The sequence below is a fragment of the Nitrospirillum amazonense genome (genome assembly GCF_007828045.1).
GTDB classification, from domain to species: Bacteria; Pseudomonadota; Alphaproteobacteria; order Azospirillales; family Azospirillaceae; genus Nitrospirillum; species Nitrospirillum amazonense_C.
The window spans coordinates 210,585-232,891 of record NZ_VITN01000008.1; the positions used below are offsets into that span (position 1 = coordinate 210,585).

The 22,307-nt window shown below is 68.9% G+C and carries 18 protein-coding genes and 1 pseudogene; 8 read left to right on the plus strand and 11 right to left on the minus strand.

Going from position 1 to position 22,307, the window contains the following annotated elements:
* Positions 1-54: 54 nt before the first annotated feature.
* Entirely contained in the window at positions 55-993 is a 939-nt protein-coding gene (locus FBZ89_RS15005) for a transporter substrate-binding domain-containing protein (protein ID WP_246172230.1), read from the minus strand.
* Positions 994-1,319: 326 nt separating this feature from the next.
* Here FBZ89_RS15005 and FBZ89_RS15010 point away from each other — a divergent pair, with 326 nt between their 5' ends.
* Positions 1,320-4,562 carry a S41 family peptidase gene (locus FBZ89_RS15010; protein WP_246172232.1) on the plus strand — a complete coding sequence of 1,081 codons (3,243 nt, stop codon included), beginning with the start codon at positions 1,320-1,322 and terminating at the stop codon, positions 4,560-4,562.
* A 55-nt stretch (positions 4,563-4,617) separates the two neighbouring features.
* On the opposite strand, the gene ybaL is transcribed toward FBZ89_RS15010, so the two are convergent.
* The 6 genes from ybaL to FBZ89_RS15040 form a co-directional block, all read right to left on the minus strand.
* A complete protein-coding gene (gene ybaL, locus FBZ89_RS15015) occupies positions 4,618-6,363 on the minus strand; it encodes a YbaL family putative K(+) efflux transporter (protein ID WP_145750773.1) in 1,746 nt (581 codons plus the stop codon).
* Positions 6,364-6,557: 194 nt separating this feature from the next.
* Entirely contained in the window at positions 6,558-6,854 is a 297-nt protein-coding gene (locus tag FBZ89_RS15020) for a hypothetical protein (protein ID WP_186457380.1), read from the minus strand.
* A 155-nt stretch (positions 6,855-7,009) separates the two neighbouring features.
* Positions 7,010-8,299: a hypothetical protein gene (locus FBZ89_RS15025; protein WP_145750774.1), complete on the minus strand. Its 1,290-nt coding sequence runs from the start codon at positions 8,297-8,299 to the stop codon at positions 7,010-7,012.
* 159 nt (positions 8,300-8,458) lie between these two features.
* On the minus strand, positions 8,459-8,779 hold the full coding sequence (locus FBZ89_RS15030) for a hypothetical protein (RefSeq protein ID WP_145750775.1): 321 nt from the start codon (positions 8,777-8,779) through the stop codon (positions 8,459-8,461).
* A complete protein-coding gene (gene tyrS / locus FBZ89_RS15035; RefSeq protein WP_145750776.1) occupies positions 8,779-10,050 on the minus strand; it encodes a tyrosine--tRNA ligase in 1,272 nt (423 codons plus the stop codon). Before tyrS ends, FBZ89_RS15030 begins: the two co-directional genes overlap by 1 nt.
* Positions 10,051-10,176: 126 nt before the next feature.
* Positions 10,177-11,079, minus strand: coding sequence for an AraC family transcriptional regulator (locus FBZ89_RS15040; protein ID WP_145750777.1), 903 nt, complete (start codon positions 11,077-11,079; stop codon positions 10,177-10,179).
* 167 nt (positions 11,080-11,246) lie between these two features.
* Here FBZ89_RS15040 and FBZ89_RS15045 point away from each other — a divergent pair, with 167 nt between their 5' ends.
* Complete coding sequence (locus tag FBZ89_RS15045) at positions 11,247-12,005, plus strand: SDR family NAD(P)-dependent oxidoreductase (protein ID WP_342780615.1); 759 nt, start codon at positions 11,247-11,249, stop codon at positions 12,003-12,005.
* A 184-nt stretch (positions 12,006-12,189) separates the two neighbouring features.
* Here FBZ89_RS15045 and FBZ89_RS15050 read toward each other — a convergent pair whose 3' ends face one another.
* Together FBZ89_RS15050 and FBZ89_RS15055 are read right to left on the minus strand one after the other, a co-directional pair.
* Positions 12,190-13,035 (minus strand): substrate-binding periplasmic protein, encoded by an 846-nt coding sequence (locus tag FBZ89_RS15050; protein WP_145750778.1) that lies wholly within the window; start codon positions 13,033-13,035, stop codon positions 12,190-12,192.
* Between the two features lie 22 nt (positions 13,036-13,057).
* Positions 13,058-13,714, minus strand: a complete 657-nt coding sequence (locus FBZ89_RS15055) for an alpha/beta hydrolase (RefSeq protein ID WP_004271979.1) — start codon at positions 13,712-13,714, stop codon at positions 13,058-13,060.
* 260 nt (positions 13,715-13,974) lie between these two features.
* Here FBZ89_RS15055 and cysE point away from each other — a divergent pair, with 260 nt between their 5' ends.
* The 4 genes and pseudogenes from cysE to FBZ89_RS15075 form a co-directional block, all read left to right on the plus strand.
* Entirely contained in the window at positions 13,975-14,730 is a 756-nt protein-coding gene (cysE, locus tag FBZ89_RS15060; RefSeq protein WP_145750780.1) for a serine O-acetyltransferase, read from the plus strand.
* On the plus strand, positions 14,700-15,935 hold the full coding sequence (locus FBZ89_RS15065; RefSeq protein ID WP_342780616.1) for a cysteine desulfurase family protein: 1,236 nt from the start codon (positions 14,700-14,702) through the stop codon (positions 15,933-15,935). Before cysE ends, FBZ89_RS15065 begins: the two co-directional genes overlap by 31 nt.
* Before the next feature lie 80 nt (positions 15,936-16,015).
* A complete protein-coding gene (locus FBZ89_RS15070; protein ID WP_145750781.1) occupies positions 16,016-16,696 on the plus strand; it encodes a hypothetical protein in 681 nt (226 codons plus the stop codon).
* Positions 16,697-16,866: 170 nt separating this feature from the next.
* Positions 16,867-17,613: pseudogene (locus tag FBZ89_RS15075) on the plus strand (YoaK family protein); the annotation flags it as partial.
* A 54-nt stretch (positions 17,614-17,667) separates the two neighbouring features.
* On the opposite strand, the gene FBZ89_RS15080 reads toward FBZ89_RS15075, so the two are convergent.
* Positions 17,668-19,680 (minus strand): CocE/NonD family hydrolase, encoded by a 2,013-nt coding sequence (locus FBZ89_RS15080; protein ID WP_246172234.1) that lies wholly within the window; start codon positions 19,678-19,680, stop codon positions 17,668-17,670.
* A gap of 109 nt (positions 19,681-19,789) precedes the next feature.
* Positions 19,790-20,467, minus strand: a complete 678-nt coding sequence (locus FBZ89_RS15085) for a hypothetical protein (protein ID WP_145750783.1) — start codon at positions 20,465-20,467, stop codon at positions 19,790-19,792.
* A gap of 227 nt (positions 20,468-20,694) precedes the next feature.
* Between FBZ89_RS15085 and FBZ89_RS15090 the strand changes: the two genes are divergently transcribed.
* A complete protein-coding gene (locus tag FBZ89_RS15090) occupies positions 20,695-21,009 on the plus strand; it encodes a ferredoxin family 2Fe-2S iron-sulfur cluster binding protein (protein WP_040848268.1) in 315 nt (104 codons plus the stop codon).
* Positions 21,010-21,124: 115 nt separating this feature from the next.
* The gene (mnmA, locus tag FBZ89_RS15095) at positions 21,125-22,261 is read left to right on the plus strand and encodes a tRNA 2-thiouridine(34) synthase MnmA (protein ID WP_145750784.1); all 1,137 of its coding nucleotides are present in this window, start codon (positions 21,125-21,127) and stop codon (positions 22,259-22,261) included.
* Positions 22,262-22,307 lie beyond the last annotated feature (46 nt).

Genomic DNA, 22,307 nt, shown 5'->3' on the forward strand with positions numbered 1-22,307 from the left:
GCCATCACCAAGGCCGTGGCCACGATGGGCAAGGGGCGCTGACGATCGGCTTGGTCAGTGCCCGTCCTTGCCATACCAGAACCTGTCCGGCAGGGCCGCCGTTTCCGGCGACAGCAGCGGGTTGGGTATCTCGATGCGGCGGCGGCTGTCCAGGTGGGCGTCGGTCAGCATCTGACGGATGTAGGGGCTGTCGTTGAAATACTTGAGGTAGCTACCATCCTCATAGGCCTTCGTCAGGCCCTTCTCGATGGCGGCGGCCAGGGCCTCGTTGGCCTTGCTGGTGTAGAAGAAGCTGTCGAAGGGATAGACCAGGACGAGGTCACTTTCCACCGCCAGGTCGGGCACCTCGGGCGCGCGCTGGGCCACCTCGGCGAAGATCTCGTTGGCGCCCCGGGGGAAATAGTCGATGCGGTTCAGGCCCACCAGGCGGAACAGCAGATCATAGCGGAAAGCCTCCACCGGCAACCCAGCCGCCTGCAGGATGTCCACGTCGGGCCAGCCCAGGGCCTGGCCGGCGGTCAGGCGTCTCAGGTCGTCCAGGCTGCGCACGGCGGAAAACTTGGCCTGCGCCGCCTTGTTGATGATGAACAGGCGATAGCCCAGCACCCCCCGGAACAGGGGGATGCGGATGGGCCTCAGTTCCCGTTCCAGCTTGGCCGACATGCCGTTCCACAGCAGCGTCACCTCCGTGCCCTGCTGCAGGGCCACGGCGGCGCGGGCCTGTTCCATGACCGTGGCGCTGGGCCGGATGGTGTAGCGGGCACCCACCTTGTCCAGGGCCAGGCGCAGCAGGCCCAGGGGATATTCGTCCCGGGGGTCGGTGGCGCTTTCCGTGGCGCGGGGATAGATAATGGTGAAGACCTCATCATTCTGCGCGCGCACCGGCGCCGGGTGCGCCTCATCCGCCGGCGGCGCGGCGGTGCCGGCACCCCGCGCGTTCGTCGTCACCAAGGCCGTGCACAACAGTGCCGTGGCCACCCTCGTCCACCCCATCGAACCGTCCCCCGCAGGCCGCGCCGCATCCCCCCGGCGGCGGCGTGGCCCTTCATCTTGCCTTATGGCGGCACCATTTGCGGCGCGTATTTTGACAAATGAAATCGTCGCAGGCTGTTTCAGCGCCGTGGCGCCGGCCGACACGGTATGGAACAATCGCCGCCAGCCCTTTCACAACCCGGCGGTGTCTGATGCGTTGGCTTGGCGTGGCGCTCGCGTGCCTGTTGGTTCCCGTTTCCTTATCCGGTTCTTTCGCCCAGGCCCAGACGAAGCCGCCCGAAGCCCCGCCCCCGGGGGCAAGGCCCGCCTCCGCCCCGCCGCCCCTGATGCTGCAGCACCCCAGCCTGTCGGCCAGCCTGATCGCCTTCGATTACGGCGGGCAGATCTGGACCGTGCCGCGCGCCGGCGGCCAGGCCACCTTGCTGGTGGCGGGTCAGGGGCAGAACAGCGGCCCCGTCTTCTCCCCCGACGGCAGCCTGGTCGCCTACACCGGCACCTATGACGGCAACACCGACGTCTACGTCGTGCCGGCGGGCGGTGGTCAGCCGCAGCGCCTGACCTGGCACCCCGGCCGCGACGTGGCGGTGGGCTGGACGCCGGACGGCAAGAACGTGCTGTTCCGCACGCCGCGCACCACGCCGCGCGACCTGGAGCAGCTCTATACCATCCCCGTCACGGGCGGTGCCGCCACCCAGCTGCCGCTGCCCTCCGGCTTCCAGGCCAGCTATTCGCCGGACGGCGGCCGCCTGGCCTATGTGCCCTTTTCGCAGTGGCAGCCGGCCTGGAAGCACTATCGCGGCGGCCAGACATCGCGGGTGTGGATCGCGGCGCTGAGCGACAGCGGCGTGGTCAAGATCCCGCGCGACAATTCCAACGACCGCAACCCGCTGTGGGTCGGCGACACCGTCTATTTCCTGTCGGACCGCGAGGGGCCTATGGCCCTCTACGCCTATGACGTCAAGACGGCCAAGGTCACGTCCGTCGTCCGTAATGAGAGGGGCTTCGACATCCAGTCGGCGGCGGCCGGCCCAGGCGGCATCGTCTATGACCAGTTCGGCACCCTGAACCTGTACGACACCACGACCCATCAGGCGCACGCCGTGCCGGTGACGATCTCCGGTGAGCTGCCGCAGACCCGGGCCCACCTGGAAACCCTGGATCCGGGCCAGATCCTGCACGCCGCCCTGTCGCCCACCGGCAAGCGGGTGCTGTTCGAAACCCATGGCGAGATCCTGTCCGTACCGGCGGAAAAGGGCGACGTGCGCAACCTGACGCAAAGCCCCGGCGTGGCCGACCGCGACCCTGCCTGGTCGCCCGACGGCAAGACCGTGGCCTGGTTCTCCGACCAGGGTGGGGAATACGCCCTGCATCTGCGCTCTGCCGACGGGCTGGGCCCGGTGAAGGTGATCGCCCTGGGCCAGCCGCCCAGCTATTTCTACGGCCCCCTCTGGTCGCCCGATGCCAAGAAGATCGCCTACACCGACAAGCGGCTGAACCTGTGGATGGTCGATGTGGAGCATGGCACGCCGGTGAAGGTGGACACCGACCGCTATGACAGCCCGGCCAGCCAGCTGAACCCCGCCTGGTCGCCGGACAGCCGCTGGATCGCTTATGCCAAGCAGTTGCCCAACCACCTGCACGGCATCTACGTCTACAGCCTGGCCGACAAGAAGACGCAGATGGTGACGGACGGGCGCAGCAACGCCACGTCCCCCCGCTTCGACCGCGGCGGTAAGTACCTGTACTTCGTGGCCTTCACCAACAACGGCCTGGACCAGGGCTGGCTGGACATGTCCAGCATGGGCCGCGCCACCGATGGACGCGTCTACGTCATGGTGCTGCGCCGCGACCTGCCTTCGCCCCTGGCGCCGGAGAGTGACGAGGAAGCGGCCGCCGATGGCAAGAAGGCTGGCCAGGATGACGGCGACAAGAAAGGGGATGACAAGAAGGGCGACGGCAAGAAGGTCGGGGAGGTCCGCATCGACTTCGCCGGCCTGGATCAGCGCACCCTGGCCCTGCCCATCCCGCGCGTGAACCTGGCGGGCATCGAGGTCGGGACGGAGGGTATCGTCTTCGCCGCCGCCCAGCCGGTAGCCCTGACGGATGAGGATTACCTGGACGGTGACGAGAACGGCCCGCCCAGCCTGGAGGTCGCGCGCTTCGACCTGAAGACGCGCAAGACCGACAAGTTCGTGGACGGCGTGGACGCCGGCAGCTTCCTCGTCTCCGCCGATGGGCGCAAGGTGCTGTACGCCCAGCACGGACGCTGGTTCGTGAACGGCGCCGACAAGGCGCCCGACGCCGGGGCCGGCGCCCTGAAACTGGACGAGATGCAGGTGTGGGTCGACCCCCGGGCCGAGTGGCGGCAGATGTACCACGAGGCCTGGCGCATTGAGCGCGACTTCCTCTACGACCCCAAGGCCCAGGGACTGGATTTGGCCAAGGCCGAACAGGTCTACGCCCCCTTCCTGGAGGCGCTGGCGGGCCGTGTGGACCTGAACACCCTGTTCGCGGAGATGACCGGCCATATCGGCCTGGGCCACACCTTCGTGGGCGGCGGCGCCTTCCCCAAGCAGGACAAGGTCAGCGTCGGCCTACTGGGCGCCGACTACCGCGTCGTGGCCGGCCGTTACCAGTTCGCCCGCATCCTGGAGGGCGAGAACTGGACGCCGGGCGCCCGGGCGCCCCTGACCCAGCCGGGCGTCAACGTCGCCGTGGGCGACCTGTTGCTGGCGGTCAATGGCAACGAGGTGAAGACGGACCAGGAGGTCTACCGCTATTTCCTGGGCACGGCCGGCAAGCAGACGGTGCTGACCGTGGGCCCCAAGGCCGACGGCAGCGGGTCGCGCCAGGTGACGGTGGTGCCCTTGCCCTCGGAAACCAAGCTGCGCCTGCACACCTGGATGGAGGAGAACCGGCGCAAGGTGGACCAGCTGTCGGGCGGGCGCCTGGCCTATGTCTATCTGCCGGACACGGCGGCGGGCGGCTTTGCCAACTTCAACCGCTACTACTACTCGCAGGTGGGCAAGCAGGGCGCCATCGTGGATGAGCGCTTCAACCATGGCGGCCAGATCGCGGACTTCATCGTCGAACAGATGAAGAAGACGCCGCAGATGATCGATGCCACCCGTGAGGGTGAAGAGATGGTGGAGCCGGCGCAGGCCATCTACGGCCCCAAGGTCATGATCATCAACCAGATGTCGGGCTCCGGCGGTGACGCGCTGCCCTGGCTGTTCCGCAAGGCCAAGCTGGGCACCCTGGTGGGGGTGCGCACCTGGGGCGGCCTGGTGGGCATCGGCGGCTATCCCCCGCTGATGGACGGCGGCTCCATCACCGCGCCGCGCTGGGCGCTCTACGGCACCCATGGCGAGTGGGAGGTGGAGAACATCGGCATCCCGCCGGATGTGGAGGTGGAGCAGGATCCCGCCCTGGTGCGCCAGGGCCACGATCCCCAGCTGGAAAAGGCGGTGGCCGTGGCGCTGGACCAACTGGCCAAGAACCCGCCCCAGACCTTCGCGCGGCCCGCTTATCCGGACCGCAAGCCGGTGCTGCCGGAAGGGGGGCGGTAAGGTCGTGGCAACGGGCGCGGTCCATCATCCGCGCCCTTTTCTCCGCGAAGTCCCTCTATACGGCCTCGGCCACCGCTCCTTCCGGCGGTATGTCCCGGGCCGGGGCGGGGTCGGGGATGCGCAGGCCGTGGGTGTGGGCCAGCATGGCCTGGGCGATTTCCCGTTCGCCCATGATGACCAGGCTGGCGCCGTGCTGGCGCAGATGGTCCACGGCGGCGTCGGTGTGGGCGCGGGCGATGATGTCCAGCTGGGGGTTGCGCTTGCGCGCCTGGGCCACCACCTGCCCCGCCTCGAAGCTGTTGGGCACGGCCACGAACAGCCACCGCGCGCCATCCAGGTTGGCGGCGGCCAGCACATCCGGCTGGGCCGCGTTGCCGGCGATCACCTCCTGCCCGGCGCCGCGCAGCTGTTCCAGGATGCCGGTGTCCTCTTCCACCACCAGCACGGGCGTGCCGTCCTGGCGCAGGGCCTCGCCCACCAGGCGGCCGACGCGGCCGTAACCGATGATGATGGCATGGTCGGTCAGCGCGGTCGGTTCCGGCGCCGTGAACGTCTTGGCCTTGGCCGTTGCTTCCGCCGCTTCCGCCTCGCCGGTGGCGACCGCCGCCTTGCGCTGGCGCTGGTTGGCCAGGCGCTGCAGGCCGATAAACACCAGGGGGTTCAATAGGATGGACAGGATGGCCCCCGCCAGGATCAGGCTCTGCCCCGTGGGCGGCAGCAACCCCAGGTCCACGCCGAACGCCGCCAGGATGAAGGAGAACTCACCGATCTGCGCCAGGCCGCCGGCGATGGTCAGCGCCGTCGGGATGGTGTGGCGGAAGGCGCGCACCAGCACATAGGCCGCCACCACCTTGCCCACCAGGATGATGGCCAGCGTGCCCAGCAGGGGCAGCGGATGGTCGATCAGGATGTGCCAGTCGAACAGCATGCCCACCGACACGAAGAACAGCACGGCGAAAGCGTCGCGCAGCGGCAGTGATTCCTCCGCCGCCTCGTGCGCCAGGGGGGATTCGGCCAGGGTCATGCCGGCGAAGAAGGCGCCCAGGGCGAAGGACACGCCGAACAGCTCGGCCGCCCCAAAGGCCACGCCCAGCGCCACGGCCAGCACCGCCAGGCGGAACAGCTCGCGGGAGCCGGTCTGCGCGACGCGGTGCAGGATCCAGGGGATCAACCGGCGCCCGCCTACCAGCATCAGGGCCACGAACAGGGCCACCTTGCCCAGGGTCAGCGCCAGGGTCAGGCTAAGCTGCGACCAGGACGGCGTGCCCATGCCACCCAGCAGGTCACCCAGCGCCGGCAGCAGCACCAGCGCCAGCACCATGGCCATGTCCTCCACCACCAGCCAGCCGATGGCGATCTTGCCGCCCTGCGTCTCCATCAGCCGGCGTTCCTGCAGCGTGCGCAGCAACACCACCGTGCTGGCGACGGACAGGGCCAGGCCGAACACCAGCCCCGCCCCCAGGCCCCACCCCATCACGCGGGCCAGGCCCATGCCCATCAGGGTGGCGACGCCGATCTGAGCCAGCGCGCCGGGAATGGCGATCAGTTTCACCGACATGAGGTCGGACAGGGAGAAATGCAGGCCAACCCCGAACATCAGCAGGATGACGCCGATCTCCGCCAGCTGCGACGCCAGGTGCTGGTCGGCGACGAAGCCGGGCGTGAACGGGCCCAGGATGACCCCCGCCAGCAAATACCCCACCAGGGGCGAGATGCGCAGGCGGGTGGCGATGGCGCCCAGGACGAAGGCGCAGCCGAGGCCGCCGACGATGATGGCGATCAGGGGGGTCTCATGCACCATGGGTGGGGGGTGGCCTCCGGATATGGTTTTGGGGGCGAACGCCCCGGCTTCGCGGCGCACCCTAGCAGGCCGGGCCGTTCCATCCCACCCCGCAACAGGCGGGATCCGCCTCGCATCGGCATTTTGCGGGCCGGAATGGAAACGGCAGTGACGGGGGGCACCAGGGCCCCGCGTCACCGCCGTTATTCACGCCGTCATTGGCCCAGGCGCGCCACGTTGTCGTCGGAATTGCGGTCGATCAGCTTGTTGTAGGGATCGATGCCGACGAACGCCGGCTTCTTGTTCACCACCAGCTCGATGGTCTGCTCCCCGAAGTGAAGCGGGTGCTTGGCCAGGTGGATGACGTCATGGTCGCCGAAGGTCGATGCACCCGGGTCGGTACTGAAGAGGCCGATGTCGATGGGCATGGCGCCAGCATCAGCACGACCGCCACGGCGCGGGTGGGGGCGGTCCAACCGGTCACCAGCGCCCGGCCCGTCGATCCGCAGCATGGTTTCAGTATCCCCCGTGTTCGTTCCCATAGGTTGGGCGTCCCTGTAAATCAGGGTGTTAGCGCGCATGGTATTGCAGGGGCGACGCAAATCAACGCCATTATGGGTCGATGGCGGGGGGCCAATTTCAGCCGGCGCTTGTGCGCCGTCCCGGCTCAGGCGCCCGTTGCCAGGTCGCCGACCAGTGCGGGCGCGGGCGACGGCACCGCCGCGACCTTCCGCCGTGCCCGCTTGCGCCGGGGTTTGGCCGGCGGCGCCATCTCAGGCGGCGCCACCGCCCCCAGCGCCGCCAGGGGCGGCGGGTCGACCGCGTTGTCGGTGGGCAGGTCTGCCACCGGCGCCGGCGCGGCCGCTTCTTCGGCCATGGCCGTTCCCAGCGTCTCCGCCTTGGGCTGCTGGGCCTGCATCCAGGTGTAAATGACGGCCATCAACACGAAGGCGGTGGCCAGCAGGCCGCCGGCCAGCATGTGCACCGTGTCGCCCCGGCGTAGCAGGCTGAGGCCGAACAGGATGCCGGCGGCGCACTGCGCGGGTACCAGCAGGCGGGCGCCCAGGCGGCGCCAAGGATAGGCGCGGGCACGGACCAGGGCGGTCCGGACGGCGATCCGCGAGGCGTCGCGCGCCATCAGCCCCACGCGGCGCGGACGGCGCGCCAGCCAATGCCGGGCCGATGCGATCACCGGCCGCAGACGGGCGTGAAACCGGCGCAGCAGCGCCAGGCCGGCCGCCCCCCAGGTTCGACCCAGGCGCAGGATGGCGCGTCCGGACCCGCCGGCACGCGCCCGGCCTGCCGCGCTGACCCGCGAAACCAGTCGTCCCGCGCCGTCCAGGCCCTTGGCCAGCTTTTCCAGCACGCCCCAGCCACCGGCCGCGAGGCGGGCGGCCAGGCGCGACAGGGCGCCCGGGCCCCTTCGGGGCGGTGGACCCAAGCGGGCCGGGGCGGCGGCCTGTCGCTCCAGCATCCGCAGGGTGTGGGCCAGGCGCCAGGTCAGACGGTTCGCCTGATGGTCCAGGGCATAGCCCGTCCTTACCGCCACGGCGATCCAGGCGCGGCGCAGGTGGGCGCGCACGCCGGTGCCGCGCGGGTCCTTCATGTGGCGCGCGGCGTTGTCCAGCGCGCGGTCGCGCCAGTGGCGCAAGGTGCCGGCGGCGGCTTGCGGGCCGGTCAGGGTCAGGAACAAGGACAGGCGCTGTCCCCAGGCGCGGGCGCGTCCGAACAGGGCGGCACCCGCGCGGTGCCGAAAGGCGCCCAGCCACATCAGGGCCAGGGTCCAGGCGATGGTCATCCACCGGCCCAGGCTGGCGCGGACGCGGTAAAGGCAACGGGCCACGGGGCCGGCCGGCGGCGGTGACGAAACCGGCGCCACGGTTACGGGCGCCCCGGTTATGGCCGTATCGACCGTCCGCGCGGCCGCCGCTCCCTTATCGCTGTCGTCCCCCGACATGGCGCCCCTGCCTATCCACGGGATGGCGCCGCCCCCGGTGACCACCCACCGGCACAGTCTGGCACGTTCGTGGCAGCCCGCAAGGTGCCGCACCTATGCCGTTCGGACGGGCGGCGGCGCCGTGCACGCCGCCGCTTGAGTCCTAAGGACAGGCGGGGGTCAGAGCGCCAGGCCGAAGGCCAGGCGCAGGCCTTCATGCAACTGCACGCCATAGCCGCCCAGCACGGCCAGCCGCTCGATCAGCACCAGGATCAGGGCGGAGAACAGCACCAGCCGCAAGGTGGCGCGCAGGCGCCGCTCCGGCTTCACCTTGGTCCATACCCGCAGCAGGGCGGCCAGGAAGCCGATACCCAGCAGGACCGCCGACACCCGCAGGCCCACGACGACGCCCAGCGTGCCGAACAGGGCGACCAGGGCCGCCATGCCGACCAACACCAGGCGCAGGGTCATGCCCCGGCCCCCGTTCACGTGAAGGGGCATCAGCGGACGACCTTCACCAGGGCGTGGTTCTTCTTGCCGGACGACAGCTTGATGATGTCGCCGTCGGTGATGTCGGCGGCAGTGACCTTGGCCTGCTCATCGGCAATGCGGATGTCGTTGACCTTGGCGCCACCGCCCTTGATCAGGCGGCGGGCCTCGCCATTGCTGCCCGCCAGGCCGGACCGCAGCAGCAGGGCATAGGCGGGGATGCCCTCCTCCAGTTCCGCCAGGCCTACGTCGATGCTGGGCAGGCCTTCGGACGTCGTGCCCTGCTCGAAGGTCTGGCGGGCGGTCTCGGCGGCGGCGGCGCCGGCCTCCTCACCGCGCATCAGGGCGGTGACGGCGTTGGCCAGGATCTTCTTGGCCTCGTTGATCTCCGCCCCCTGCAGGGCCTCCAGCCGCGCGATCTCATCCAGCGGCAGTTCGGTGAACAGGCGCAGGAAGCGGCCCACGTCCGCATCCTCGGTGTTGCGCCAGTACTGCCAGAAGTCCCAGTCGCTCAAGCGCTCGGAATTCAGCCAGACGGCACCGTTGGCGGTCTTGCCCATCTTGGCGCCGGACGCGGTGGTCAGCAGCGGGGCGGTCAGGCCGAACAGGGCCGCCTGCGACACGCGCCGGCCCAGCTCCACGCCGTTGACGATGTTGCCCCACTGGTCCGACCCGCCGCATTGCAGCTGGCAGCCATAGCGGCGGTTCAGCTCCACGAAGTCGTAGGCCTGCAGGATCATGTAGTTGAATTCCAGGAAGGTCAGCGGCTGTTCCCGGTCCAGCCGCGTCTTCACGGAATCGAAGGTCAGCATGCGGTTGATGGTGAAGTGGCGGCCCACGTCGCGCAGAAAGGGGATGTAGGCCAGTTCATCCAGCCAGTCGGCGTTGTTGGCCAGGATGGCGCCGTTGGGGCCGTCGTTGAAATCCAGCAGCCGGTCCATGGGCTTGCGGATGCCCAGGATGTTCTGGGCGATGGCGTCGTTGGTCAGCAGCTGGCGGGATTCGTCCTTGCCCGACGGATCGCCGATCTTGGTGGTGCCGCCGCCCATCAGGGCGATGGGCCGGTTCCCCGTCCGCTGCAGCCAGCGCAGGATCATGATCTGCACCAGGCTGCCCACGTGCAGGCTGTCCGCCGTCGCGTCGAAGCCGATATAGCCCGTCACCGGCCCGGCCAGGAAGGCGGCATCCAGCGCTTCCATATCGGTGCACTGGTGGAAGAACCCGCGCTCCGTCATGACGCGCAGGAACTCGGACTTGGGGGCGTAGGGGAACGCGCTGCTCATGGATGAACTCTGCCGGCTGGAAACGTCTGTCGAAAAGGAAGACGTCTGTTATCACATCCCCCATTCCTATAAAACGCCGGCCCGCAAAACCAGCCGGGTTCTTCGTCGGAAAAGGACTGGGCGATATCAAGCCGCCCGGCTGCTTTCCAACCGGCGCAGCGCCTGCGTGTCGCGCCGGGGCGGGGCGCCGAACATGCGGGCGTATTCGCGGCTGAACTGCGACGGGCTTTCATATCCCACCTGGAAGGCCGCGTCCTCGACGTTGGCGGCACCCGAAACCATCAGGCGCCGCGCTTCCAGCAGGCGCAGCCGCTTTTGGTACTGCAGCGGCGTCATGGCGGTTAGGGCCTTGAAATGCCGATGGAAGGCCGATGGGCTCAGCTGGGCGACGGCCGCCAGCTCGTCCACCCGGATGGCGTCGGTGAAGCGCGTCCGCAGCATGTGGATGGCGTTGATGACACGCTGGGTATGGTTCTGGGCCAGGGTCATGCGCGCGACCTCCGCGCCATGCGGGCCGCTCAGCAGCCAATAGCAGATCTCGCGCATGATGGCGGGATACAGCACCGGAATGGCCTGGGGCCGATCCAGCAGGCGCACGGCGCGCAGGGCGCAGTCGGCCAGGGGGCCATCGAAGTCGGTGACGAAGACGCCGGGGCCGGTGGCGTCGCTGACGGGCAAGGGGGGGTCCAGCCCCTCCCACACCTCGCGCAGGATGCCCAGGTCCAGCTGGATGACGATGCCCAGATAGGGCTTGTCGGGGCTGGCCTCGCTGACCTGGCCGGAGGCCGGCATCTCCATGTTGACCATCAGGGCCTGTCCGGCGCGGTAGTGATAACGCCGGTCGCCGAAGGCCGTCCATTTGGCACCCTGGACCACCAGGCACAGGGCCGGCTTGTGGATGATGTGCGATGGCGGCTTCTGCTGGTTGGTGCGCATGACGATGAAGCCGTCGATGGCGGTGGGATAAGGGCTGGTACCACTTTGCGCGTCCGTGTAGCGGGTCACCGCCTCAACCAGGGCTTCCAACATGTCCCATACTCTCGCTAAAGGGCCGTTACGCAAGGAAGTGGGAAGCCGAGCAGGATCAGGCAAGAACTAGCAGGGTTCCGGCATTCAAGCGAAACGGGCCGGGGCCTATCTTCCAGGTCAACACCCAGTCTCAAAGGAGATGAGCGATGACCTCGGAAAATTCAGTGATGTCAAAGGGCAAGGTGGCGATCGTGACGGGCGGCAGCCGCGGCCTGGGTCGCAGCACCGTCCTGGCCCTGGCCCGCGACGGCATGGACGTGATCTTCACCTACCACGCCAACGGGGCGGAGGCGGACAAGGTGGTGGCGGCGGTCGAAGGGCTGGGCGCCAAGGCGGCCGCCCTGCGGCTGGACACCGGTGCGTCCGCCACCTTCCGCGGGTTCGCGGAGCAGGTCCGGGCCGTGCTGGCGGATTGGGGCGTGGAGCGCTTCGATTTCCTGGTGAACAACGCCGGCACCTCGCACCACAACGCCATCGCCACCACGACGGAAGCCGAGTTGGACGCCCTCTACAATGTCCATTTCAAGGGCGTGTTCTTCTTGACCCAGGCGCTGCTGCCCCTGATGAACGACGGCGGCCGCATCGTGAACGTCTCCACCGGCCTGACCCGCGTCACCTTCCCGGGCAGCGCCGCCTACGCCGCCATGAAGGGCGCGGTGGAAGTGTTGACGCGCTACCTGGCCAAGGAATTGGGTGAGCGCCGCATCGCCGCCAACACGGTCGCCCCCGGCGCCGTCATGACCGATTTCAGCGGCGGCATCGTCCGCGACAATCCCGAAGTCAACAAGCGGGTGTCGGACATGACCGCCCTGGGCCGCCCCGGCGTGCCCGAGGACATCGGCCCCATGATCGCCGGCCTGTTGACCGAGGCCAACCGCTGGGTCAACGGCCAGCGCATCGAGGTGTCGGGCGGCATGGTGCTGTAATGCCAGCGGCATGAGATTTCGACTTATGCCGCTATAGGACGCGACCGCGTCCGCCGGAGCGTTTTGGGGAGCGTGAGCGGACTGAAACGCGAGGAAGCCCAGGCCACGGGTGTGGCCGCCCGGCGACTGAGGGATGGCATTTGAACGGTCACGGTCAAATGCCGTTGGCGCAAGGCCACAGGCCTCAATCGCCGGCCAGGGGCACGCGGGCCTCTTCGGCGATGGCCTGGTTCAGGCGATCGATCACCTCGCTGGCGGTGGACAGGGTGCACATGACGCGGCCCGGCTGGCTGGGGCCGGCATCGGGGGCGGGGATGGTGCGCATGTCGGCTGGCGGGATGTGCCATTCCGCCAGCATGTGGTCCAGCATCAGGCGGTCGATGATGGTGTAGTCGATGCGGCCCTTGGCCACCATGGCAACCAGGGTGCTGTGGCCGCTGCGCACCCGTTCCCGGTTGGGCGCGTCGGGCCGGGGCTGCGGCCCCGCTTGGGCGCGCAGGGCCGGCTGGACGTAGCGTTCGTCCGCCCAGGACCCGTCGGAAAAGCCGAAGACCAGGTCCGGGCGGGTCAGCAGGTCCGCCAGCGTGGGGTTGGCGCCGATGCGCGGGTCGCTGGCCCGGACCAGCAGCACCCAATCCGGCGCCGGCCCCAACGGATCGGTGAATTTGAAACGGCGGGCCCGGTCGGACGTCAACGCCCAGTTCAGGGTGCACAGGGGCTGGCGGCCGGCGTCCAGATCGGTCAGCAGGCGCCGCCGTGTCCACGGCTCCTGCCACACCAGGGTCAGGCCGGCGCGGGCCGCCACGCGGGTCATGGTATCGACCAGGGGGCCATAGGGCTGCCGTGTCTCGCGGTTCCAGTTCAGCACGGGCGGCTGTTCCGCGAAAACCATCACCAGCGTTGGGTTGGGTGGCGGCGCGTCATCGATGACCGCCCGCGCCGCCGGCGCATAACCCAGCGCGGCGCCGCACGATAAAAGAACCCCGGCCCGGAAAACCGCCGTCAGGGCGCGTCCGGGCCGGGTGCGCACTTGGGAAAAGTCTGGGCCGGCCTTATTCGGCGGCAAGCGTCTTGCCCAGGTTGCTGTCCAGGTAGGTGCCCACGACCTCGTTCAACGCGTCGGACCGATCGTTGAAGAAGTGGTTGGCGCCCTCGACCTTCTTGAAGTCGATCTTGATGTCGCGCTGGTTGGACAGCTTGTTGACCAGCTTGGTCACCGCCGCATCCGGCACCAGTTCGTCCTTGTCGCCGTGGACGATCAGTCCGGAGGACGGGCAGGGCGCCAGGAAGCTGAAGTCGAACATGTTGGCGGGCGGGGCCACCGACACGAAGCCGTCGATCTCCGGCCGGCGCATCAGCAGCTGCATGCCGATCCAGGCGCCGAAGGAGAAGCCGCCGATCCAGCAGGCCGTGGCGTTGGGATTGTAGGTCTGCAGCCAATCCAGCGCCGACGCGGCGTCCGACAACTCGCCCTCGCCCCGGTCATAGGTGCCCTGGCTGCGGCCGACGCCGCGGAAGTTGAAGCGCAAACAGGAGAAGCCGCGCTGCGCGAAGGCATGGAACAGGGTGTAGACCACCTTGTTGTTCATGGTCCCGCCGTACTGCGGGTGCGGATGCAGCAGCAGGGCGATGGGGGCGTTGGTCGACTTGCCGTGAAGGTAGCGTCCCTCGATCCGGCCGGCCGGTCCATTGATGATGACTTCAGGCATCGTGCTCCGTTTCCGCTGCTGTATGGGACGTGGTACCCGTACCGTTGGAACCCGCACGGGGGGAAAACAGCCGCATCGAGGCCCGTGGCGCTGGCATCGCTTGACCCCGCCTGCACGCGATCTTATATCGCAAGGCTGGGCCTCCTGGAGCCATGTGCGGACGCATCGGACAATCTGACCCCCCGTTTCTCGGGACGGCCAGGCTGCAATGATGGCAGACGACCATTCCGGGCGCGATTTATACCACAGCGAGCGCATCGGTGTTCAAGCGTCTTCAAGAAGAGATCGAGGGTATTAAAGCCCGCGACCCGGCGGCGCGGTCCACCCTGGAGGTGCTGCTGTGCTATCCGGGCCTACATGCTGTGCTTTTGTACCGCCTGGCCAACCATTGCTGGCGTAACGGCTGGCCGACGCTGGGCCGATTCATTTCGCACCTGGCCCGCATGGGCACCGGCATCGAAATCCACCCCGGCGCCACCATAGGCGAGGGATTCTTCATCGACCACGGCATGGGCGTGGTGATCGGCGAGACGGCGGAGATCGGCCGCAACGTCCACCTTTATCACGCGGTCACCCTGGGCGGCACCTCGCTCAGCAAGGGTAAGCGCCATCCCACCGTGGGCGACAACGTCATCATCGGCGCGGGCGCCAAGATCCTGGGCGCCATAACCATCGGGGCCGGGGCGCGCATCGGCGCCAACGCGGTGGTGGTGGCCGACGTCGCGGCGGGCGCCACCATGGTGGGCATCCCGGCCCGCGCCGTCACGGCCAAGGCCAAGACGGAAAAGGACCAGTTCCTGGCCTACGGCACGCCCTGCAACAACCTGCCCGACCCCGTGGCCCGCGCCCTGCAGGCGCTGACCGACCAAGTCAGTACCCTCAGCCGCCGCATCGAGGAGCTGGAGCAGGCGGCCCCCATCGTCCCCCTGGTCGCTTCCGAGATGATCGCCCCCCAGATGGTCCGGGCCGGCGTCGGGGATGAGGAGTGCGGCAAGCCCGGCCGCTCACCCTGCTGAGCGACTCGACCGTCCCTTCCAACCGGTTCACCCTGATGCCGTCGACCTATCTCGACCATAACGGCACCTGCCCGCCCCGGCCCGAGGCCGTTGCGGCCATGGTGGCGGCGCTGTCCCTGCCGGGCAACCCGTCCTCCGTCCATGCCCAGGGACGTGAGGCGCGGCGGCGGGTGGAGGTGGCGCGCCGTCAGGTGGCAGCATTGCTGAACCTGCCCCCCGCCACCCTGATCTTCACCGGCAGCGGGACGGAGGCCAATGCGCTGGCGCTGGCCAGCGCCGGCGATCGCTCCGTCATCACCAGCACCATCGAGCACGCCAGCGTGCTGGAGGCAACCCCGGGGGCCGTCCGCTGCCCGGTCACCCCGGATGGCAGGGTCGATTTGGGCGCGCTGGACACGATGCTGGGGGGCGCCGGCCGTCCGGCCTTCCTGTCGCTCATGGCGGTGAACAACGAGACCGGCGTCATCCAGCCGGTGGCCGAGGCGGCGGCCCTGGCGCGGCGCCACGGTGCCCTGTTTCACTGCGACGCCAGCCAGGCGGTGGGCCGCCTGACCTGGGACTGGGCCGCCCTCGCGCCCGATTACCTGACCGTTTCCGCCCACAAGATCGGCGGGCCCCAGGGGGTGGGCGCCCTGGCCGTGTGGGACGGCGCCCCTCTGGCCCCCATCCTGCGCGGCGGCGGTCAAGAGCGGCGGCGGCGGGCGGGGACGGAGAACGTGGCCGGCATCGTCGGCTTCGGCGCGGCGGCGGCGGCCTGCGACGCCGGCGCCTTCAACCGGCTGGCGGTCTTGCGCGACGGGTTGGAGGCGCGGCTGCGGGCGGCGGCGGCGGAACTGGTGGTGGCCGGCGCCAGGGCGGAGCGTGTGGCCAACACCAGTTGCCTGGTGACGCCCGGCTGGCGGGGGGAGACGCAGGTGATGGCGCTGGATCTGGCCGGCTACGCCGTCAGCAGCGGTTCCGCCTGCTCCAGCGGCAAGGTCGCGGCCTCCCACGTGCTGGCGGCCATGGGGATGGGGCCGGATCTGGCCGGTTGCGCCATCCGCGTCAGCCTGGGCTGGTCGACCACCGAGGATGAGGTGCGGCGTTTCGCCGACGCCTGGATCGCCCTATATGGCCGCCGCATGCCGGCGCCGGCGGCACAGCAGGCGCACTTATCGCCACAGGATAGGCAGTCTATCGTTTCCCAGACGGCGCGGCAGCAGTAGGGTTGCGCCCCGGCTGGCTTAAGAAGGCCGGGCTGGGTTATGACTCCCCGGGGGCGGGGTGAAGCAGGGGTAGGCGGCGCATGGCCGAGGGTAGTGGTGGGAACAAAGCCCCGCACAAGGGGGCGGGACAGGGTGTCTCCGGCGTGGTGCCGGGCGGCATGGGGGATTGCTGGGCCTGTGGCAAGCCGGTCTCCGGCCGGGCGCTGTTCTGCCACAACTGCGGCTCCATCCAGCCGCCGGCCGACCTGGATGCCTTCGCGCGCCTGAACCTGGAACGCCGCTTCGATGTCGAGCGCGCGGTGCTGGACCGCCAGCGCGCCGGCTTCACCCGCATCCTGGATCCGGAACGGCTGAAGTCGCGCGGGCCCCAGGAACGCGCACTGGCCGACCGGCACCGCCAGGCTGTGGAACAGGCCTACGCCACCCTGCGCGACCCCGCGGCCCGCGCCCGCTATCTCCTGGACCTGGTGCGCCCGGACGGCGATCTGCCGGGAACGCCGGGCAAGGGGCCGGAGGATGCCGACATGGCCGATCTGGCGGCCCAGGTGGCGGAGCTGCACGCCGCCAATCCGGTGGATGAGGACCAGCTGGAGCAGGCGACTCTGGGTGTCATTGGCGCCATCGCCGGCACTCTGGTGGACCTGTCCGCCGCCTTCCACAATGACAATCTGGCGGCCGTGCCGGCACTGGCCGAGCGTCTGGCCCTGTGCCAGCAGCTGGGTGAGGCGCTGGGTGCCGTGACGCCGCCTGACGCGGATTGATTCCCGGCCCCATCGATCCCCATCCTTGATCATCCCCCGCCTTCCGGCGCTATGTTCGGGGATGGGCGGCGCCTGGGCCGCCCGGCAGCCACCGGGTGCGGGGCATGGACAAGACTTACACCGGCGTTTCCTCCTTTGACGGCGCCGCCCGGCGGCCGAGCCCCGCCGGGCTGTTCGACCGTCTGCGCCGCCTGATCGCGCCGGAACGCGGCGACCGGGAGGATAGGCAGCTGGCCGTGGCCTTGTGCTTCGTCGCCGGCATGACCAATGCCGGGGGTTTCCTGGCGGTGGGTCAGTACACCTCGCACATGTCGGGGGTGGTGTCGGGCCTGGCCGACAACCTGGTGCTGGGCGCCACGGACATGGTTCTGATGGGGCTGGGTGCCCTGGGCGCCTTCCTGGCCGGTGCAGCCTGTTCCGCCATCCTGATCAACTGGGGCCGGCGCCGGGCCAACACCAGCCAGTACGCCTTGCCTCTGTCGCTGGAGGCGGCCCTGTTGCTGCTGTTCGGCGCGCTGGGCATGCTGCGGCCGCATGTCCGCTATTTCCTGGATATCGCCGTGCCCCTGCTGTGCTTCATCATGGGCCTGCAAAACGCCATCATCACCAAGATATCCCGCGCCCGTATTCGCACCACCCACATGACGGGGATGGTGACGGATATCGGGATCGAGCTGGGCAAGATGCTCTATTGGAACCGGCGTTCGGCGGACGCCGTCAACGCGGTGGGCCAGGATGGCGCCCGCGTCCAGGCCGACCTGCCCAAGCTGCGCCTGTTAAGCAGCCTGGTCGGGTCGTTCTTCGGCGGCGGGGTTCTGGGCGCCCTGGGCTTCAAGGTCATCGGCTTTTCCGTCACCGTGCCGCTGGCCCTGCTGCTGTTGCTGCTGGCCATCGTGCCGCTGGTCGATGACCTGCGGCGCGCGCCCGCGCCGCGTTGACCTGAGGGCGCCCCGTCCCGCGTTGAAGGACTGTCAGGGTGTCCCCACCCCCGGCATCACCCGCACCTCCAGCGCCGACGGGTAGTCGGGGCTGCGATAGACGCGTTCGTGTGCGGCCTTGAAGTCTTCCGGCTTGGCGTTGGGGATATCGACGAAGGTCTGGGGGTTGCGGTCGGTCAAGGGGAACCAACTGCTCTGGATCTGCACCATGATGCGATGGCCGCGGCGGAAGGTGTGGTTGACGTCGGCCAGGGCGTAACGGATGGGCGTCACCTGGTCCGGCACCATGGGTTCCGGCTTTTCGAAACTGTTGCGGAACTTGGCTCGCAGCGGGTCGCCGCGCACCAGCTGCTGGTATCCGCCCAGATCGACCGATGGCGGCGGCACGTCGGCCTTGGGGTCGGTCGATCCCTCCGCCCCGCCGGCTTGGCCGGGCGGCAGGTCCTGCGGATAGACGTCGATCAGCTTGACCACCCAGTCGCTGTCGGTGCCCGAGGTGGAGACGAACAGCTTGGGCGACACCGGGCCGACGATGGTGACGTCGGCCTCCAGCGGCGCGGTCTGGTAGACCAGCACGTCGGGCCGGGTGGTGGCGAAGCGCTGGTCGGCCACCATGTACTCCTTGGGCACGTCGGTGGTGACGTAGCCGACGTAGGGCACAGGGTGGGCCGGGTCGCTGACGTATTCGTCGAATTTGGTCCCGTTCTTGGCCGCCGCCGGCGCCGTCCAGGCCAGGCCGCCGCCGGGCTGCAGGTACAGCGTGCGGGTCTGCGCCTGCTTGGGCGGCCAGGACGCGTACTGGCGCCAGACGTTGGTGCCGGTCTCGAACACCGTGGCCTTGGCCAGCTTGGCATCCGGCGCGCCCTTCAGGTGCTGTTCGAAGAAGGGGAAGAGGATGTTCCGGCGGTAGTAGTCGCCGGTGTCGGACGCGAAGTCCACCGCCCCCAGCTTGCGGCCGTAAGACCGGGCCCAGCCGCCGTGCACCCAGGGGCCGATCACCAGGTTGTTGGGCGTGCCGGGGTTCTGCGCCTCGATGGCGTTGTAGGTGGTGAAGGGGCCGTGCAGATCCTCCGCGTCGAACCAGCCGCCCACGGTCAGCACGGCGGCCTTGATGTTCTTCAGATGCGGGGCGATGGCGCGCGGCTTCCAGTAATCGTCGTAGGTGGGGTGGTCCACCATTTCGCGCCAGTTGATCCCGTCCTCCTTGCTGAACAGGTCGCTGATCTGCGCCAGGCTGCCTTTCCTCAGGTAGAAGTCATAGCCGTCGGTGGTGCCGAAATCGTAATCCGACCAGCCGCGCGGTTCCGTGGTGGGGTTCTTCTGCGGCTTGAACGCGGCGTAGAAGCTGAAGTTGGCCGCCAGCATGTAGGCGCCGCCGTGATAGGCGTCGTCGCCCATGTACAGGTCGGTCACCGGCGCCTGGGGGGAGGCGGCCTTGATGGCCGGGTGGCTGTCGATGATGCTGGCGGAGGTGAAAAAGCCCGGGTAGCTGATGCCCCAGATGCCGACCTTGCCGTTGTTGCCCGGCACGTTCTTCAGCAGCCAATCCACGCTGTCGTGCATGTCGCTGCTATCGTCGGTGTCCGTCTTGGACTTCTTGGCGTCGATGTGCGGGCGCATTTCCACCCAGCTGGCGCCGGACATGAAACGGCCGCGCACATCCTGGAAGACGAAGATGTAGCCGGACTTGTCGAAATCCGGTGAGGGGCCCAGCTGCTTGGGATAGGCCTCGCTGCCGTACCATAGCTCCTTGCCCACCCGGGCGCCGACACCATAGGGCGTGCGCACCATCAGGAAGGGATAGGTCTTGGACTGGTCCTTGGGCACGTAGACGACGGTGAACAGTTCCACGCCGTCGCGCATGGGAACGCGGTACTCGTACTTGGTATAGTGCTCCGGCACGCTGTAGGGCTTGTCCTGCCCCTGTTGCGCCGCCCCCTGGCCCGCCCCTTGGGCCAGGGCCACGGGTGCCGACATCGACCCCGCCAGCGTCAACGCCAAACCCAAGGCGGCCACCGCGCGCCCCGCGACCCTGCCCATCGTCATGCCATTCCCCATCCAGCCAAATCCCATTGCGGGCGGTCCGGCGCCCCAATCGTTTGGCCGTCAAGCTAAGCCATTACGGATCCTGGTGGAAGCGGGGATTGGGGCGGGATCAGGAACAGCCGTCGGCCGTCTCCGGCGCCTCGCTGTCGGCGGGGCGGGGGATGTGCAGTTCGGTTGCCAGGGCGGCGTCGCTGCTGCAATAGGGCCTCTTGGTCTGCCAGTTGCGGATGCGGTGGAAGGTGTCGGCGGTGGTGCCCACGGGGTCGTCATCCTGGGCGTTGGCGGTTAGCTGGTAGACGGCGATGGTGGTGGGGGCCGGATCGGGGACGGAGTCACCCATCTTGCGGGTGGCGATCAGCAGCAGGGTCTGCGGCTTGCCCTCCACCGTGCCGTGGGCGAAGACGACGGAGCGCACGGCGTCCTCCCCGGTGTGCGGGCTGTCGCGGACGATTTCCGCCACGCCGGGCGGCGTCTCCGCCTCGACCGACACCAGGTTCCAGCCGTGGCGGTCGCCGCCGGCCGGTTTCATCATCACCATGTAGCTGGCGTGGCCCCAGGCGTTGCCGTTATCGCGCCAGGCACGGACGACGATGGCCGTCCGTCCGTCCGGGGCGAAGTTGTCCAGGGTGTTGACGCCGTACTCGAGGGCGATGGGATTCAGGTGGGTGATGCCCTGGGGACCATCGCCCGGTGCCGTTTTTGTGGCCTGGGGCTTGGCGGCGACGGCGGGCTGGGCCGCCAGGGAAAGGGCCAGGAACGATGGCAACAACCAGCGAAGCAACGGCATTGGGGCGGGCCTTGTCTGTCATGGGGCGCAATTTTCGCCCTTCATACAGCGCCGTCCGTGTCGGTTCCATGACGCGCCCGGTCACGGGCGCCCCGTTGGCGGCCGGCATGCGTGACGCCATCTTTACAAGTGGCCCGCCGCCCTCTACCAAAGCAGGCTGATCCGGGCGGCGTCCGCCGTTGATGTCGCGATTTATAGGCCAACCCTTATCAGAGTGATGCAGTGCCATGCCCAAGATGACGTTCGTTGAGACCGATGGAACCCGCCGCGAGGTGGATGCCCCGCTGGGCCTGTCGATCCTGGAGGTCGCCCGTCGGCACAACATCGATCTGGAAGGCGCCTGCGAGGGCTCGCTGGCTTGCTCCACCTGCCATGTCGTCGTGGCGCCGGAATGGTACGATCTGCTGCCGGATGCCAAGGAAGATGAGGAGGACATGCTGGACCTGGCGTTCGGCCTGACCAAGACCTCGCGCCTGGGCTGCCAGATCCGCATCTCCGAAGAGCTGGACGGCCTGGTCGTGCAGCTGCCTGGCGCCAAGTAAGCCGGCGCCCAGCGCCGCTTGCCCCATTGATTTTCCAAACGCACAGGCCGGCCTTGCGGGAATGACCGCCAGGCCGCGCTTGCGCTTTGGCGCGTCTTGGCCCATATGCGGGCCCATGAATTCCCTAGGCTTCGATAAGGCGCCGGCCGACACCCGCGTGGTGGTCGCCATGTCCGGCGGGGTGGACAGCTCGGTCACCGCGGCCCTCCTGAAAGAGGAGGGATACGACGTGGTGGGCGTCACCCTGCAGCTGTACGACCACGGCATGGCCGTGGGGCGCAAGGGGGCCTGCTGCGCCGGCCAGGACATCTACGACGCCTCACGCGTGGCTGAGACCATCGGCATCCCCCACTACGTGCTGGACTACGAATCCCGTTTCTCCGACGCGGTGATGCAGGATTTCGCCGACAGCTACCTGCGCGGCGAGACGCCCATCCCCTGCGTGCGCTGCAATCAGCGGGTCAAGTTCCGCGACCTGTTGGACCAGGCCCGCGACCTGGGGGCGGAGGCGCTGGCCACCGGCCATTACGTGCGCCGGGTGCAGGGCGCCAGCGGGGCGGAACTGCACCGCGCCGCCGACCCGTCCAAGGACCAGAGCTACTTCCTGTTCGCCACCACCCAGGCGCAGCTGGATTTCCTGCGCTTCCCCCTGGGCGGCATGCCCAAGACGGAAACCCGGGCGCTGGCCGACCGCTACAACCTGCCGGTGGCCGACAAGCCCGACAGCCAGGACATCTGCTTCGTTCCCAACGGCTCCTACGCCGCCGTGGTGAACCGCCTGCGCCCTGGTGCCGTGACGCCGGGCGACATCGTCCATGTCGATGGCCGCGTGCTGGGCCGGCATGAGGGCGTCATCAACTACACCGTGGGCCAGCGCAAGGGCCTGGGCCTGGGCGGCAACGCCACCCTGGCGGTGGAACCGGGTGGTGATACCGACCCGCTGTACGTCGTGCGGGTGGATGCCGCCAGCGCCCAGGTGGTGGTGGGCCCGCGCGCGGCCCTGGCCCGGACGCGCGTGACCGTGCGCGAGGTCAACTGGCTGGGCGGCGCCGCGCCGGCCGACGGCGTGCCGGTGACGGTCAAGTTGCGCTCCGCCCAGCCGGGCCTGGCGGCGCGCCTGTTCCTGGATGCCCAGGGTGGCGCCACCGTGGAACTGGACCAGCCCCAGTTCGGCGTCGCCCCCGGCCAGGCCGCCGTTTTCTACCAGGACGACCGCGTGCTGGGCGGCGGCTGGATCGTGGGCGCGGCCTAGCCCTTTCCCTTTGTGGTAGTGTGGCCTCCCTTCCTTCTGGATCGGA